Here is a 15,396-nt window from a genome sequence, read left to right on the forward strand (position 1 = left end):
GCCCGGGCACCTTTCAAGGACCCGGGCGGGCGAGGGCTCTGCTCAGACCCTCGGCGTCGGCAGCGGATCCGCCGCCGGCTCGCGCCACTGGCTCTGCAGCAGCTGCTGGCTACGGCTCACATCACCGAGCTGGATGGCCACCCGGGCCAGCTCGCCGGCGGTCACCGCGGAGGGACGCTGCGCCAGGCTGCGCTCCAGGTATTCGCGTGCCTTGCCCCACAACTGGTTGTTCATGCACAGCCGACCCAGGGCCAGCAGCAGCACCGGATCCTGGGGCCGGTCCTTGAGCCAGCCCTCAGCATGCTGCAGCGGGCGACTGGCATCGCGGGGCCGCAGCTGGCCATAGAGTTCGACCAGACGCTCGTCCCACTGCCGATTGAGGGTGATGTGCAGGACTTCCTCAGCGAGATCGTCGCGGCCGATGGCGCGCAGCTGGCGGGCATAGGCCAGCACCACCGAGGCATCGCCCTTGAGCGCCGTGGGCACCTGCTGCCACTGGGCGTCCAGGGCCGACTCCGCGCCCTGGGGCGGGACCTCGTCGAGGGTGGCGATCCACACCTTGCGCTCCAAGTCGTCCTGCTCCTGGGGACGCAGGACCTGCTGCTTGCGCAGCTGCGGCAACAGGGCGATCAGCGCCGGCCAGTCACGCAGGGTCACCTGCAGGCGCTGCAGCTGCAGCAGCACCTCGCCATTCTTCGGGTACTTGGCCTGCAGCGGCGCCAGGCTGTCGCGGGCTTCCAGGTACTGGCCGCGATCGATCTGCAAGCGGGCCTGCTGCAGGCCGATGGCCAATTCGGCCTGGGGCTCGCGTTCGCGAGCCTGGCGCAGCAGGCGGTCGCGTTCTTCCAGGTCACCCAGCTCGTTGGCGGCACGGGCCGCGCCGAGCAGCACGAACAGCGGCTGGTCGGCGTGTTCGGCGGCGCTCTTGAGATGCTTGAGGGCACCGCTCCAGTTGCCTTCGGCCAGTTCCAGCTGGCCCTTGTGCCGCGCCTGGTCCAAGCGCCGCTGGCGATTGTGCCGCGACCAGGGGTTGAGCACCTTGCCGGTCAGGCCCAGGGCGCCGAGTACCAGCTTGAGGATGTAGAGCGCCAGCCAGACGGCCACCAGCAACGCCAGGAAGGCCCAGAGGCTCGATTCGTAGCGGAAGTTGCTATAGGACAGCAGCACGTAGCCCGGCTCCTTGGCCAGCACCACGGCAACGCCCAGGCCGACGAGCAGGGCGAACAGGAACAGCAGGTACAGGCGCTTCATGGGCGATTCTCCTGAGCCGCGCCGGCGGCATTGTTCGGCTGGATTTGCTGACGTTGCGCGATGTAGGCCTGCAGCGCGGTCAGGGCCGGCGTCAGGTCCGGCGCCTCGAAGGTGACCGGGCGTTCGGCCAGCTCCTGGAGGCGCAGCTTGACCGCGCGGCTTTCCGGATTCTGGTTGTTGAAGTGGGCGGCGAGGACGTCTTCGGCCTGCTCGATGGAGAGGCGATAGACCTCCTGGTTGCCGTTGAGCACGGCCCACTGCGCCTGCTCCAGCGCCAGGCTCATGGCCAGGCGGACCTGGGCCAGGGATTCCTCGGCCAGCAGCGGGCGGATCGGCTGGTCGGCGGAGAAGTCGATGCGGAAATAGCTGGAGATGCGCTGGCGGAAGTCCTGCCACCACTGCTGTAGGGCGTTGCTCGGCGGAACCGCGGCCTTCTCGACGCCGGGCTGGTCGGCCACCGTGGTGGAGAAGCGTGGCGGCAGGGGTTCCAGGCTCTGCACCTGGTTGCGCAACGAAGCCAGCTGGACGAACTGGCCGGTACGGTCCAGGTCGGGCAGCTGCCGCAGCGTCTGCTGGGCATTGGCGAGTTGCTGGCGGGCGGCGAAGGCGGCCGGATCGTTCTGCGCCTTGAGGATGTCATCGACGCCCTGCAGCAGGTTCTGCGCGCTGGGCACGTCCTGCAGGGCGACCATGCGCAGCGTCGCCATGCGCAGCAGGTGCTCGGCTTCGGTCAGGCGCCAGGCCTGGCGACTCTGGCCGACCACTTCCTTGAACTGTTCGGCCAGGTGCTGCTGGTCGCCCTGCAGCGCCGCCAGCTGCCGGCGCCGCTCTTCCAGTTCGTTGGCCGAGGGCAGCCGGCCCAGGTCGGCACTCAGGGCCTGGTTGCGCATTTCCAGCTGACGCAGCTGGCTACGCAGGTCCTCGGACTGGGCGGATTGCGCCTGCTCGGTCTGGTGTACCTGCTGCAGCTGCCAGACACTCCAGCCGCCCACACCCAGGCCACCGGCGGCCACCAGCAGGGCCAGCAGCGCCAGGCCAGACGCCTTGCCCGCGCCCTTGCTGCGCACACTGGCCGGAGGTGGTGGCGGCGGTGGCGAGGCGGGAGTCACGACAGGATCGGGGGAGACGTCGTCGGCGCGGGGGGCTTGGGTTTCGCTCACGGGAATTCCTTGTAAGGGTCAATCCGGATGGTGATGGGCTAGCGCGGCGGTCAAGGCACCGGCGCTGGCGCCCTGGCACTCGATCACGCGGTGACAACCGCTGGCGCGGGCCAGCTCGGCCACCCGGGCGCTGGGTACCAGCAGGGGATAACGACTCAACTCGGGCCAATCCGCACCCGCACAAGCCTGCAGATGCGCGAAACCCTGCCCACTGCTGACCATGATGGCATTCAGGCGTTCCGCTGCCAGGGTCTCTAGGACCAGCCCTGCCGGGTACTCCGGGCACTGGCGGCGATAGAGTTCGAGCACCTCGACCCGGGCACCCCGGGCGGTGAAGGTCTCGACCAGCAGGTCGCGACCGCCCTCGCCCCGCAACAGCAGCACCTGAGGGTCGGGGCGTTGCAGGGCTTCGTCCAGGGCCGGCAGGGCCAACAGGCCCTCGCTGTCTTCACGCTGCGGATGGTGCACCGCCAGGCCATAGTCTTCGAGCACGGCGGCGGTGGCCGCACCGACGGCGAACCACGCCTGCAGCGGCGGCTGTGGCCAGTAGCGATCAAGGGCCGCCAGGCCCAGGCGGGCAGCGGGCTTGCTGACCACCACGACGGCGGCGTAGCGGTCGAGATCGAGCCAGAGGCTGCGCTGCTGGGGCGACTCTTCCACAGGCTGGATCGCCAGCAGCGGCAGGCTGGCGGTGGCGACGCCCGCCGCGGCCAGGTCGGTGGCGAGCGGTGGATTTTCCTCCGCCGGGCGGGTCAGCAGCAGCCGCCAGCCGCTCATGATTCGCCGGAGATCCCGTAGACGGCATCGAGAATGCCCTGGGCGCCCTGGGCTAGCAGGTCTTCGGCCACCGCCACGCCCAGCCCGGCCGGGTCGTTCAGCGGACCGCGAGCCTCGGCGCGCAGCAGCAGGCCACCGTCGGGCTGGCCGACCAGGCCGCGCAGCCAGAGCAGTTCGCCTTCCTGCACTGCATAGCAAGCGATGGGTACCTGGCAGCCGCCATTGAGACGTCGATTCAGGGCGCGCTCCGCGGCAACCCGGCGCTCGGTGTCGAAATGGTGCAGGGGTTCGAGCAGCGCATGGACCTCGGCATCGTCGGTCCGGCATTCGATGCCGACGGCGCCCTGGCCACCGGCCGGCAGGCTGTCTTCGACCGTCAGGTGCTCACGGATGCGCTCGGCGAACCCCAGGCGGATCAACCCGGCGGCGGCCAGGATGATGGCGTCGTAGTCGTCGGCATCGAGCTTGGCCAGGCGGGTATTGACGTTGCCGCGCAGGAAGCGGATCTCGAGATCCGGGCGCAGGGCCAGCAACTGGGCCTGGCGCCTCAGGCTGGAGGTGCCTACCACACTGCCCTGGGGCAATTCAGCAAGACAGGAATAGCGATTGGAGACGAAGGCATCGCGCGGGTCTTCCCGCTCGCAGATGGCGTAGAGCCCGAGGCCGGCTGGAAACTCCATGGGCACGTCCTTCATGGAGTGCACGGCGATGTCGGCACTGCCGTCGAGCAGGGCGTTTTCCAGTTCCTTGACGAACAGGCCCTTGCCGCCGATCTTGGCCAGCGGCGCGTCGAGCAGCTTGTCGCCACGACTGGTCATGGGCAGCAGGCTCACCCGCAATCCCGGATGCGCCGCTTCGAGGCGGGCTTTCACATAGTCGGCTTGCCACAGCGCCAGGGCACTCTGGCGCGTAGCGATACGAATTTCGCGGAGCATGGACATTACCGGCACGTCAGATTGCCGACCATGATAGCAGGTCGACCGGCGCCCCTCCCCCGCTGCGCGCCAGTCGTCGACCTGGAAACGCCGTCAGATGCTGTGCATCAGGCGGCGCACGCCGGCCACGTGGCGGCGGCTGACGGTCAGGGCGTCGCCGTTCATGCCCTTGAGGAACAGCTGGAAGTGGCCCAGCGGCGTACGCTGCAACCGCTCGATACGCTCGCGGGAGACCAGCGCGTTGCGGTGGATCCGCACGAAGCGCTCGCCGAATTCGTCTTCCAGCGCCTTGAGCGGCTCGTCCAGCAGCACCTCGCCACCGGAGTGTCTCAGGGTCACGTACTTGTGGTCGGCGATGAAGTAGACCACGTCGTCCAGCGGGATCAGCTCGATGCCCTTGCGGGTGCGGGCGCTGATGTGGCTGCGCGGACCCGGGCCACCGCTGGCCGGCGGCTTGGTCAGCGCCGCCAGTTGCATGCGATTGGGCCGCTGCGCCTTGCTCAGGGCCGCGGCCAGGTCTTCCTGGCGCACCGGCTTGACCAGATAGCCCACGGCGCTGACCTGGAAGGCGTCGAGCGCGTACTCGTCGTGGGCGGTGACGAAGATCACGGCCGGCGGCGATTCCCGCTCGCAGAGCCGCGCCGCCACCTGCAGACCGTCCAGACCCGGCATGCGGATGTCGAGCAGGACGATATCGGGCTTGAGGTTTTCAACCAAAGCGAGGGCTTCCTCACCGTTGGTGGCTGTTGGCTCCAGGGCGGTATAACCGTCCAGTTGCCCCACCAGACGGGCCAGACGCTCGCGCGCCAAGGGTTCGTCATCGACGATCAGGACATTCATAAGCTCAGGCTTCCCGCATGAGTCGCTCGCATGGATAGCGAAGAGACGTTGTATGCCGCTGGTCGCGGCGTTCGATTTTGAGACTCGCAGCTGGTCCGAAAAGTGCCGTTAATCGCGCCTCGATATTGCTCAAAGCTTGACGAGTGCCCTTGGGCGGGCGCGGCTGCTGCTCTACCTCCGGGTCGTAGGGGTTGCTGATGACCAGCTCGAACACCCCGTCGTGGTAGGTCGCGTAGATGGTCACCAGGCCACCTTCGATGCGCGGCGCGACGCCATAGATCAGGGCATTTTCCAGCAGTGGCTGCAGGGTCAGCTGGGGAATCGGCAGGTCGGCCGGCACGCCGTCGACGTCCCACTGCAGCTGCAGGCGATCGCCCAGGCGCAGGCGCTCGATCTCCAGGTAACGGCGGGACAGCTCCAGCTCCTCGGACCAGCGCACCTTGGTGCCGGGCTGGGCGAGGCTGGCGCGGAACAACGCCGACAGGTCCAGCACCGCGCGCTCGGCCTTGTCGGCGTCCAGGGCGACCAGGCTGGCGATGCTGTTCAGGCTGTTGAACAGGAAATGCGGACGGATACGCGCCTGCAGCGACTCGATGCGCGCCTGCAACTCGGCCTGCTGCTGGCGGCGCCACTGGCTCTGCAGCCAGAAGTAGCGCAGCAGCAGCATGGACATGATCAGGGCGATCAGCGCATGCCTCATGTACAGCCGCACCTCGCCCACCCGCTGCAGCGGTCCGGCCAGCTGCAGCCAGTCGGCCACCAGGGTGCAGCCCAGGGTCAGCGCCACCACGATGGCGCAGCAGAAGCCGCCGGCCACCACCGGGCGATGCCGTGCCAGCCAGGGCCGCAGGCGACAGAGCAGCGCCGCCGACAGCAGCACGATCCACTGCACGAACAAGGACACCAGCGCCAGGCGGATCCAGTTGAACTGCAGGGTGAAGGGTTCGGCCAGCACCAGCACCAAGACCAGCAGCTCGGCCAGGACCACCAGCACGAGCAGGGCCTCCGGCTCGCAGAGCGCCGGGACGAAGAAGTCGTCGACCTTGACCGGTCGGGGGGTTTTGCGGCGTTCGAGTATCATGGAGGCAGTGTGGGTCAGATACCACTCGTCGGCAAGTCGGCTCCGTTGAATCGGGCCGGGACCCGCTCAGGACTGCTATCATCGGCCCTCTCTCACCCTTACCGACAAGCCCAGCAGCAGGCCGATCCATGAGCAGCGAAAAAACCAACCAGTCCTGGGGCGGACGCTTCAGCGAGCCCGTCGACGCCTTCGTCGCCCGTTTCACCGCCTCGGTGGATTTCGACAAGCGCCTCTACCGCCATGACATCCTCGGCAGCCAGGCCCATGCCCGCATGCTGACCCAGGCCGGAGTGCTCAGCGAAGCCGAGCGCGATGCCATCGTCGCCGGGCTGGACGAGATCCGCGGCGAGATCGAGGCCGGCACCTTCGAGTGGCGCGTCGACCTGGAAGACGTGCATATGAACATCGAGGCGCGCCTGACCGAGCGCCTGGGCGTGGTCGGCAAGAAGCTGCACACCGGCCGCAGCCGCAACGACCAGGTGGCCACCGACATCCGCCTCTGGCTGCGCGACGAGATCGACGCCATCCTCGCCGAGCTGAATCGCCTGCAAGAAGGCCTGCTGCAACTGGCGGAGTCCGAAGCGGACACCATCATGCCCGGCTTCACCCACCTGCAGACCGCCCAGCCGGTGACCTTCGGCCACCACCTGCTGGCCTGGTTCGAGATGCTTTCCCGCGACCACGAGCGCCTGGTCGACTGCCGCAAGCGCGTCAATCGCATGCCCCTGGGCAGCGCCGCGCTGGCCGGCACCACCTACCCCATCCAGCGCCAGGTCACCTGCGAGCTGCTGGGCTTCGAGGCCATCGGCGGCAACTCCCTGGACGGCGTCTCGGATCGCGACTTCGCCATCGAATTCTGCGCCGCGGCCTCCCTGGCGATGATGCACCTGTCGCGCTTCTCCGAAGAGCTGGTGCTCTGGACCAGCGCCCAGTTCCAGTTCATTGACCTGCCCGATCGCTTCTGCACCGGCTCCTCGATCATGCCGCAGAAGAAGAATCCCGACGTGCCCGAACTGGTGCGCGGCAAGACCGGCCGGGTGTTCGGCGCCCTCACCGGCCTGCTGACCCTGATGAAGGGCCAGCCGCTGGCCTACAACAAGGACAACCAGGAAGACAAGGAGCCGCTGTTCGACGCCGCCGACACCCTGCGTGACTCCCTGCGCGCCTTCGCCGACATGGTGCCGGCCATCAAGCCCAAGCGCGAGATCATGCGCGAAGCGGCCCGCCGCGGCTTCTCCACCGCTACCGACCTCGCCGACTACCTGGTGCGCAAGGGCCTGCCCTTCCGCGATTGCCACGAGATCGTCGGCCATGCGGTGAAGTACGGCGTGGACAGCGGCAAGGACCTGGCCGAGATGAGCCTGGACGAACTGCGGCGCTTCAGCGACCAGATCGAGCAGGACGTCTTCGCTGTCCTGACCCTGGAAGGCTCGGTCAACGCCCGCGACCATATCGGCGGCACCGCGCCGGCCCAGGTCCGCGCCGCCGTGGCCCGAGGCCGTGACCTGCTGGCCCAGCGCTAGGATGCCTCCCGCTCCCCGCGGTCGCCGACTCTCCGTGATCGGCTGCGCGGGAGCGGGCAAGACCACCCTGGCGCGGGAAATCGCCCGTCGCCTGGGCTACCGGCACATCGAGCTGGACGGCCTCTACCACCAGCCGGACTGGCAACCCCGGCCCGAGGACGAGTTTCGCCAGGCGGTCACGGCGGCCCTGCGCGGGGACGACTGGATCGTCGACGGCAACTATTCGGTGGTGCGCCCCATCGTCCTGGCGCGCGCCGACCTGGTGATCTGGCTGGACCTGCCCAAGCCCCTGGTCATGCGCCAGCTGGTCCTGCGCACCCTGCGGCGCCGCCTGACCCGCCAGACGCTCTGGAACGGTAACCGCGAACGCTGGAGCAACCTGCTGAGCTTCAAACCGGAAAAATCCGTGATCGCCTGGGCCTGGACGCGCCATGCCGTCCATCGGCAGCGCTACCTGGCGGAAATGCAGGCCGCGCCGCCCGAACGGCGCTATGTCCGGCTGCGATCGCTCTACGACAAGGATCTCTGGCTGAGCACCCTGGAGGCGCCCTGAACGGCCGCCGACCGGGCGCCGATAGGTACGACGACCGGCACTCATGCCCTGGGCAAGTCAGCCGATACTGAGGGCTTGACCAGCCGTCCGAGTCAAGTCTCATGCGTCTTCCAGCCTGTTCCCTCCTGCTTTGCGGGATGTTCGCCGCCGCCTCCAGCCAGGCGGCCCTACCCGCGCCGCTGCCCCAGACCCTCACCTGGCATGTCCAGCTGAACGGCGTGCTGCAGAAACCCAATCGCACCCTCTACGACATCGATCTCTACGACAACAGCAAGGCGGTGATCGCCAACCTGAAGGGCAACGGGAAGACGGTGATCTGCTACTTCAGTGCCGGCACCTGGGAAGACTGGCGACCCGATGCCGCCCTCTATCCCAAGGCCGCCCTGGGCAAGGCGCTGGACGCCTGGCCGGGCGAGCGCTGGCTGGACATCCGCCGCACCGACGTCCGCACCCTGCTGGCCAAGCGCCTGGACCTGGCGGTGCAGAAGGGCTGCCAGGGCGTCGACCCGGACAACGTCGATGGCTATTCCAACCCCAACGGCCTCAAGCTGACCAAGGCCCAGCAACTGGACTTCCTCAACTGGCTGTCCGGCGAGGCGCACAAGCGCAACCTGCTGGTGGGCCTGAAGAACGCCGTGGACCTGGTACCCAGCCTCTACCCCAAGTTCGACTTCGCGATCAACGAAAGCTGCTACGACTACGCCGAGTGCAACGCCTACAGCTACTTCCGCACCCAGAAAAAGCCGGTGATGATCATCGACTACGGTCTCTACAACACCAAGCGCTGCAGCCAGGCCAAGACCTCCGGCTACAACCTGCAGTTCTATCCGCTGTCGCTGGCGGCGCTGGGCACCGCCTGCAAGTAGCCGCGAGAGCCTATTCAAAGGCTCGCGAGCTAGAGCCAAACAAAGCGCAACGACCAACGGGAATAACAGCCAACGGCTGGCCCGAAGGGTGAGCGTCAGCGAATCAAAGGCCTGAGGAAGCGGACCGGGCTGGCGACCCAGGGCCTTTTCAACGTAGTTTGGCCGACGCGCAGCAGACTTCGAGCGGGCTCTCAGTCGAGGCCGGCCTTCTTGTGCGACCTCTGCCCCAGCGCCACCCAGTCCAGCTCGCCTTCGCCCTGGGCGACGGCCTCCAGCAGGTTGTCCCTCAGGACGCTGGCGAAGGGTAGCGGTACCGCCTTCTCCTGCCCGGCCGCCAGGGCCAGGCCCACGTCCTTGAGACCCAGGCTGAGCTTGAAGGCGGCGGGCGAGAATTGCCGCTCGGTCAGCAGGCGACCGTAGTTCTGGTAGACCGGCGCGGCGAACAGGGTGCTGGTGAGGATGTCCAGCAAGGCGGCGGGCTCCACCCCGTAGCTGCGCGCCAGGGCGGTACTCTCGCCCATGGTCTCGATGGCGCTGGCGATCATGAAGTTGCCAGCGATCTTCACCACGTTGGCCTGGCGCGGCTCCGCGCCCACCGGCCAGGTCTTGCGACCCAGCACATCGAGCAGTGGCTGGACCCGCGCGATCGCCTCAGGATCGCCCGCCACCACGATATTGAGCTGGCCACTGGCGGCCACGTCGGTGCGCCCGAACACCGGGGCGGCCACATAGCCCACGCCCGCCTCGACATGGCGGGCGACCAGTTCGTCGACCAGGGCCACCGACAGGGTGGCCATGCTGACATGCACCAGTCCGGCGCGTGCCCCCTGCAGGGCGCCGCTGTCGAGGATCACCTCGCGGGTGGCGGCGTCATTGGCCAGGATGCTGAAGACCACCTCCACGGCGAAGGCCTCCGCTGGCGTCGCTGCCGCCTGGGCGCCCTGCGCGACCAGGGCCTGGACCGGCTCCTGGGAGCGATTCCAGACCACCACCTCATGACCGGCCTTGAGCAGATTGGCGGCCATGCCTTGGCCCATGCCGCCCAGGCCGATGAATCCGATACGCATAGCTTTGCCTCCTCGAGGTGCGATGGATGCTGCCGGCTATAGCCAGCGGCGAAACTTGAACCAGGCATAGGGAATCAGCGCCGACACCACCATGGCGCCCAGCGCCAGGGGATAGCCGAAATGCCAGTCCAGCTCGGGCATGACCTTGAAGTTCATGCCGTAGATGGTGCCCACCAGGGTCGGCGGCAGGAACAGCACCGAGGCGATGGTGAACACCTTGACGATGTTGTTCTGCTCGACGCTGATCAGGCCAAGGGTGGCATCCAGCAGGAAGCCGATCTCGCCGTTCATCTTCGCCTGGTAGTCGCTGAGCGAGCGCACGTCGCGTTCCAGGGTCTTGAACCAGGTCTTGGCCGTGCCGGAAATCCAGGTGGCCCCGGCCCGACGTAGGTAGGAAACGATACGGTTGATGCCCAACAGGCTCTCGCTGAGCTGGGCCAGCAGCTGGTTGCTGCGCCCCAGCTGCTTGACGATGGACTGCAGGTCGGTCTTCGGCTGCTGCTTGGCCTGCTGCGGATCGAGGGGCTCGCGGAACACCGCCTTGGCCAGCCGGTTGAGGTGCGCCTGTACCGACTCGAGGATGTCCGCCACCCGGTCCACCAGGCTGTCCAGCAGCGAAGCGAAGATGACGTCGCTGCGACAGTGCTGCCGTGCCTGCTGCTGGGCCTTGCCCAGAAAGGCCTTGAAGGCGGCCAGCTCGGCGTAGCGCACCGTCACCAGCCAGTCGGGGGTCAGCACGAAATTGACCACCGAGGCCTGCGGCTGATGCTCACTGAAGCCGCTGACCACCGTGGTGGTCAGGTGCAGGGCCTGGTCGGTCTGATAGAGTCGCGAGGATTCCTCGATCTCGGCGATTTCTTCCCGGGTGGGGATGTCCATCGCCAGCGCCTGTTCGAGATAGCGTTCCTCTGCCTCGCTGGGGTCGAGCAGATCGACCCAGAGCAGATCCGCGGGCAGCGGGTCTCCCGGCGACAGGGGCTGGGCGACCAGCTCGTCGGCGGACAGGCGATAGCAGGTGATCATCGAGAAGACTCCAGGCCGGCATCAGGGGTCGCACTGTAACAAAAGGTATCCAGACATGATTGACCACGCCGATGACGAAGAATCCTTTGTCTCCTCGCATCTAATCGAAGCGGTGGAGAATCAGCTCGCCGCCGGCGAGCCGAGCTATGTGCAGGCGGTACTCAACAAGTTGACCCTGGTCGGCTATGACCGCGAGGAAGCGGTGCTGTTGATGGCCCAGGCGCTGTCCTACGAGATCGCCGCCATGCTCGATGCCGATAGGCCCTTCGACGGCGCCCACTACGAGCGCCTGTTGCGAGCCCTGCCGGACCTGCCCGAGGTCGCGGACGACTAGGCCTCGGCCGGCTCCAGCGCCAGCAGCTCCACCTGCTGCTCCTTGCCACCCGGCACCGGCCAGCTCAGGTGCTCGCCGGGCGTGGCTCCGAGCAGCGCGCTGCCGGCCGGCGCCAGCACCGAAACCCGTCCCTCGCCACCGGCGTCCTCCGGATAGACCAGCACCACCTGGTACTCCTTGCCGGTATCGGTCTCGCGGCAGCGTACGCGCGAATTCATGGTCACAACCGCGCCGATCTCCTCGGGCGCCACCACCCGCGCCCGGGCCAGCTCCTGGTCGAGCGCCTCGGCCACGGGGCCGAATTCGGGCAGGTCGTCGAGCAGCCGTTCGAGGCGCGGCAGATCGGCAGCGGAAACGGTGATGGGCAATGCATGGCGCATGGCGGACTCCTGCGAACGAGAGGATGCGGCCCCGGCCGCTGAACGCGGCGGACCACCGGGATGACGGGCGGCGAACGCCCAGTGGGAAGCCGCAACAGCGCGGCAAAAGAAAACGGCGCTCGAAAGGCGCCGTCGGGTCACGCTAGCACAGGGCTCTCGGCCGGGGTCAAGCCGCGCCGACCACAGGTCGCTACAGCCCGGGAAAGGCCACGCTCTCGCCGGCCTGCTCCAGGGTCACCCGCACCAGCAGGGCGCCGAGGGTCTCCGGCGAGCTGTCGCAGACCCAGCTCTGGCCGTCCCAGTCGAAGTGGTAGCCACCCGAGCGCGCCGCCACCCAGAGCTGTACCAGCGGCGGCTGGCGACTGAGGATGACCTGGCTGCCGTTGTCGAACTTGACCGTCAGCACGCCCCCGGCGTTTTCCAGGTCGAGGTCCAGGCCACTGTCGTCGTAGGCGTCCTCCACCTGGCGCTGGGTCTGGTCGACGAGGTGATGGAATTGCGCTTCGCTGAGCCGGCTCATGAGGATCCTCGAAAGAAGGGAAACAATCGGCGCACGGTAGCGGGCCGCCCAGATGGCGTCCAGTCGCGGCTTCTGCCGGCGCATGCGCGGCAGCCCAACCGGGCGTGTCAAAGAGTCGCTCAACCCCGTTATACTCGGGGCAATATCATCTTTTCGTATAGGTTTAGCGTCATGAAGCGCCTGTCCCTCCTCTTCATCGCCTGTGCCTGCCTGCTGGCTGGTTGCGGTCAGAAAGGCCCGCTGTACCTGCCCGACGACCAGAAGGCCGCCAAAGAACATCGCCACGACGTGTTCTAAGGAGCCCCCATGGAAGTCTTCGCTGTCCGTGCAGGTGAACTGCACGCGGAAGGGGTGTCCCTGAGCGCCGTGGCGCAGCAGTTCGGCACCCCCACCTATGTCTATTCCCGGGCTCACATCGAGGGTCAGTACCGCGCCTATACCGATGCGCTGGCCGGCCTGCCGCACCTGGTCTGCTTCGCCGTCAAGGCCAACTCCAACCTCGGCGTGCTCAACGCCCTGGCGCGCCTGGGCGCCGGCTTCGACATCGTCTCCCGTGGCGAGCTGGAGCGGGTGCTGGCCGCCGGTGGCGATCCGCACAAGGTGGTGTTCTCCGGGGTCGGCAAGACCCGCGACGACATGCGCCGTGCCCTGGAAGTGGGCGTGCACTGCTTCAACGTCGAATCCACCGACGAACTGGAGCGGCTGCAGCAGGTGGCCGCCGAACTGGGCGTGGTCGCGCCGATCTCGCTGCGGGTCAATCCCGACGTCGACGCCGGTACCCATCCCTACATCTCCACCGGTCTCAAGGAAAACAAGTTCGGCATCGACATCGCCGACGCCGAGGCGGTCTACGCCCGCGCCGCCGAGTTGCCCAACCTGGAGATCCTCGGGGTGGACTGCCACATCGGCTCCCAGCTCACCAGCCTGCCGCCCTTCCTCGATGCCCTCGACCGCCTGCTGGCGCTGATCGACCGCCTCGCCGAACGCGGCATCGTGCTGCGCCACCTGGATCTCGGTGGCGGCCTGGGCGTGCGCTATCGCGACGAGCAGCCGCCGCTGGCCGGTGACTACATCCAGGCCATCCGCGAGCGTATCGAAGGTCGCCAACTGACCCTGGTGTTCGAACCCGGCCGCTTCATCGTGGCCAATGCCGGCGTGCTGCTGACCCGCGTGGAATACCTCAAGCACACCGCGCACAAGGACTTCGCCATCGTCGACGCGGCCATGAACGACCTCATCCGTCCGGCGCTGTACCAGGCCTGGATGGCGGTGGAACCGGTCGCCGCGCGCCAGGGCGAGGCCCGCCGCTACGACCTGGTCGGCCCCATCTGCGAGACCGGCGACTTCCTCGCCAAGGATCGCGAGCTGGTGCTGGCCGAGGGCGACCTGCTGGCTATCCGCTCCGCCGGCGCCTATGGCTTCACCATGAGTTCCAACTACAACACCCGTGGCCGCGCGGCCGAGGTGATGGTGGATGGCGACCAGGCCCACCTGGTGCGTCGGCGCGAGACGCTGGAAGAACTCTTCGCGGGCGAGAGCCGGCTGCCGGCCTGAGGGGAGTTCCATGCAACTGCGCTTCACCAAGATGCACGGGCTGGGCAACGATTTCATGGTCCTCGACCTGATCAGCCAGCACGCGCACATCCAGCCCAAGCACGTCCGCCAATGGGGAGACAGGAACACCGGCATCGGCTTCGACCAGCTGCTGATCGTCGAGACCCCCGGCACCCCGGACGTGGACTTTCGCTACCGGATCTTCAATGCCGACGGTTCCGAGGTCGAGCAGTGCGGCAATGGCGCCCGTTGCTTCGCCCGCTTCGTCTTCGACAAGCGCCTGACGGTCAAGAAGCAGATCCGCGTCGAGACCAAGGGCGGCATCATCGAGCTGCTGCTCAAGGGCGATGGCCAGGTCCGCGTCGACATGGGCGCACCGCGCCTGCAGGCAAGCGAGATCCCCTTCGTCGCCGACACCGAAGCCCTCAGTCATCCGGTGCAGGTCGATGACCACACCGTGGAGCTGTCAGTGGTCTCCATGGGCAATCCCCACGGGGTGCTACGGGTGGCCGACGTCGACCAGGCCCCGGTGCTCACCCTGGGACCCAAGCTGGAATGCCACCCGCGCTTTCCACAAAAGGCCAACATCGGCTTCCTGCAGATCATCGACGCCCAGCGCGCCCGCCTGCGGGTCTGGGAGCGTGGCGTGGGCGAGACCCGCGCCTGCGGTACCGGTGCCTGCGCCGCCGCGGTGGCCGGTATCCGCCAGGGCTGGCTGAAATCGCCAGTCAGCATCGAATTGCCCGGCGGCCTGCTCAACATCGAGTGGGACGGCGTCGGCCAGCCGGTGCTCATGACCGGCCCGGCCACCCGGGTCTACGAAGGCCAGGTACGAGTATGAGCGACAGCCCCGAACTGACCGCGGACCAGGTGGCCGACTGGCTGCTGGATCATCCGCACTTCTTTGCCGACCGCGAGGAGCTGCTGGCGGAAATGCGCGTGCCCCACCAGCGGGGTACCGCCATTTCCCTGGTCGAGCGCCAGCTCGGCCTGCTGCGTGACCGCAACGGCGAGATGCGCCATCGCCTGACCCACCTGATGGACGTGGCGCGGGACAACGATCGGCTGTTCGATAAGACCCGCCGGCTGATCATCGGCCTGCTGGATGCCAACAGCCTCGAAGAGGTGATAGGCACGGTGGAAGACAGCCTGCGCCACGAATTCAAGGTGCCCTACGTCGGCCTCATCCTGTTCCACGAGCACCCCCTGCCGGTCGGCCGCAGCGTCACGCCCGCCGAGGCGCAAAAGGTCATCGGTGGTCTGCTGGGCGGCGAGAAGACCACCAGCGGCGTCTTGCGCGCCCATGAACTGGCCTTCCTGTTCGGCGATTCGGCCAAGGAAGAAGTCGGCTCCGCCGCCGTCGCCGCCCTCTCCCACCAGGGCCTGCATGGCGTACTGGCGATCGGCAGCCCCGATCCCCAGCACTACCGCAGCAGCCTGGGCACCCTGTTCCTCAGTCACGTGGCGGAAGTCCTGGCGCGCGTCCTGCCGCGCTTTCCCGTCCCCCTGCGTACGGTGCGCTGAGCCGAGGA

The 15,396-nt window shown here is 67.6% G+C and carries 18 protein-coding genes; 8 read left to right on the plus strand and 10 right to left on the minus strand.

Going from position 1 to position 15,396, the window contains the following annotated elements:
- Positions 1-42: 42 nt before the first annotated feature.
- The 6 genes from ACYJP6_RS00810 to ACYJP6_RS00835 all read right to left on the minus strand — a co-directional run bounded on the left by ACYJP6_RS00810 (position 43) and on the right by ACYJP6_RS00835 (position 6,044).
- On the minus strand, positions 43-1,251 hold the full coding sequence (locus tag ACYJP6_RS00810) for a heme biosynthesis HemY N-terminal domain-containing protein (protein WP_459472578.1): 1,209 nt from the start codon (positions 1,249-1,251) through the stop codon (positions 43-45).
- Positions 1,248-2,411, minus strand: coding sequence for a uroporphyrinogen-III C-methyltransferase (locus ACYJP6_RS00815; protein ID WP_459472579.1), 1,164 nt, complete (start codon positions 2,409-2,411; stop codon positions 1,248-1,250). Before ACYJP6_RS00815 ends, ACYJP6_RS00810 begins: the two co-directional genes overlap by 4 nt.
- Before the next feature lie 18 nt (positions 2,412-2,429).
- Positions 2,430-3,188, minus strand: a complete 759-nt coding sequence (locus ACYJP6_RS00820; protein ID WP_459472581.1) for a uroporphyrinogen-III synthase — start codon at positions 3,186-3,188, stop codon at positions 2,430-2,432.
- A complete protein-coding gene (gene hemC, locus ACYJP6_RS00825; protein WP_459472582.1) occupies positions 3,185-4,123 on the minus strand; it encodes a hydroxymethylbilane synthase in 939 nt (312 codons plus the stop codon). Before hemC ends, ACYJP6_RS00820 begins: the two co-directional genes overlap by 4 nt.
- Before the next feature lie 93 nt (positions 4,124-4,216).
- Complete coding sequence (locus ACYJP6_RS00830; RefSeq protein WP_007161369.1) at positions 4,217-4,963, minus strand: LytR/AlgR family response regulator transcription factor; 747 nt, start codon at positions 4,961-4,963, stop codon at positions 4,217-4,219.
- Between the two features lie 4 nt (positions 4,964-4,967).
- The gene (locus ACYJP6_RS00835) at positions 4,968-6,044 is read right to left on the minus strand and encodes a sensor histidine kinase (RefSeq protein WP_459472584.1); all 1,077 of its coding nucleotides are present in this window, start codon (positions 6,042-6,044) and stop codon (positions 4,968-4,970) included.
- A 128-nt stretch (positions 6,045-6,172) separates the two neighbouring features.
- Between ACYJP6_RS00835 and argH the strand changes: the two genes are divergently transcribed.
- The 3 genes from argH to ACYJP6_RS00850 all read left to right on the plus strand — a co-directional run bounded on the left by argH (position 6,173) and on the right by ACYJP6_RS00850 (position 8,986).
- Positions 6,173-7,567 (plus strand): argininosuccinate lyase, encoded by a 1,395-nt coding sequence (gene argH, locus ACYJP6_RS00840; RefSeq protein ID WP_459472586.1) that lies wholly within the window; start codon positions 6,173-6,175, stop codon positions 7,565-7,567.
- A 1-nt stretch (position 7,568) separates the two neighbouring features.
- Complete coding sequence (locus ACYJP6_RS00845; protein WP_459472588.1) at positions 7,569-8,120, plus strand: P-loop NTPase family protein; 552 nt, start codon at positions 7,569-7,571, stop codon at positions 8,118-8,120.
- Between the two features lie 101 nt (positions 8,121-8,221).
- The gene (locus tag ACYJP6_RS00850; protein ID WP_459472590.1) at positions 8,222-8,986 is read left to right on the plus strand and encodes an endo alpha-1,4 polygalactosaminidase; all 765 of its coding nucleotides are present in this window, start codon (positions 8,222-8,224) and stop codon (positions 8,984-8,986) included.
- Between the two features lie 191 nt (positions 8,987-9,177).
- Here ACYJP6_RS00850 and ACYJP6_RS00855 read toward each other — a convergent pair whose 3' ends face one another.
- Positions 9,178-10,053, minus strand: a complete 876-nt coding sequence (locus tag ACYJP6_RS00855) for an NAD(P)-dependent oxidoreductase (protein WP_459472592.1) — start codon at positions 10,051-10,053, stop codon at positions 9,178-9,180.
- 36 nt (positions 10,054-10,089) lie between these two features.
- On the minus strand, positions 10,090-11,076 hold the full coding sequence (locus tag ACYJP6_RS00860; RefSeq protein WP_459472594.1) for a magnesium transporter CorA family protein: 987 nt from the start codon (positions 11,074-11,076) through the stop codon (positions 10,090-10,092).
- A 55-nt stretch (positions 11,077-11,131) separates the two neighbouring features.
- Here ACYJP6_RS00860 and ACYJP6_RS00865 point away from each other — a divergent pair, with 55 nt between their 5' ends.
- Positions 11,132-11,410: a hypothetical protein gene (locus ACYJP6_RS00865; protein WP_459472596.1), complete on the plus strand. Its 279-nt coding sequence runs from the start codon at positions 11,132-11,134 to the stop codon at positions 11,408-11,410.
- On the opposite strand, the gene rnk is transcribed toward ACYJP6_RS00865, so the two are convergent.
- Together rnk and cyaY are read right to left on the minus strand one after the other, a co-directional pair.
- Positions 11,407-11,790 (minus strand): nucleoside diphosphate kinase regulator, encoded by a 384-nt coding sequence (rnk, locus tag ACYJP6_RS00870; RefSeq protein ID WP_459472599.1) that lies wholly within the window; start codon positions 11,788-11,790, stop codon positions 11,407-11,409. The genes ACYJP6_RS00865 and rnk overlap by 4 nt on opposite strands.
- A gap of 190 nt (positions 11,791-11,980) precedes the next feature.
- On the minus strand, positions 11,981-12,310 hold the full coding sequence (gene cyaY, locus ACYJP6_RS00875; protein ID WP_459472601.1) for an iron donor protein CyaY: 330 nt from the start codon (positions 12,308-12,310) through the stop codon (positions 11,981-11,983).
- 171 nt (positions 12,311-12,481) lie between these two features.
- Between cyaY and lptM the strand changes: the two genes are divergently transcribed.
- Genes lptM through ACYJP6_RS00895 form a run of 4 tightly spaced genes read left to right on the plus strand, consistent with a single transcriptional unit; the run spans position 12,482 to position 15,388 of the window.
- Positions 12,482-12,607, plus strand: coding sequence for an LPS translocon maturation chaperone LptM (gene lptM / locus ACYJP6_RS00880; RefSeq protein WP_007161378.1), 126 nt, complete (start codon positions 12,482-12,484; stop codon positions 12,605-12,607).
- Between the two features lie 9 nt (positions 12,608-12,616).
- Positions 12,617-13,864 carry a diaminopimelate decarboxylase gene (gene lysA / locus ACYJP6_RS00885; protein ID WP_459472605.1) on the plus strand — a complete coding sequence of 416 codons (1,248 nt, stop codon included), beginning with the start codon at positions 12,617-12,619 and terminating at the stop codon, positions 13,862-13,864.
- Between the two features lie 10 nt (positions 13,865-13,874).
- The gene (gene dapF / locus ACYJP6_RS00890) at positions 13,875-14,705 is read left to right on the plus strand and encodes a diaminopimelate epimerase (RefSeq protein WP_459472606.1); all 831 of its coding nucleotides are present in this window, start codon (positions 13,875-13,877) and stop codon (positions 14,703-14,705) included.
- Positions 14,702-15,388: a DUF484 family protein gene (locus tag ACYJP6_RS00895; protein ID WP_459472608.1), complete on the plus strand. Its 687-nt coding sequence runs from the start codon at positions 14,702-14,704 to the stop codon at positions 15,386-15,388. The genes dapF and ACYJP6_RS00895 overlap by 4 nt, the downstream gene beginning before the upstream one ends.
- The last annotated feature ends 8 nt before the right edge of the window (positions 15,389-15,396 follow it).

It is taken from the genome of Pseudomonas sp. No.117 (assembly GCF_054558395.1).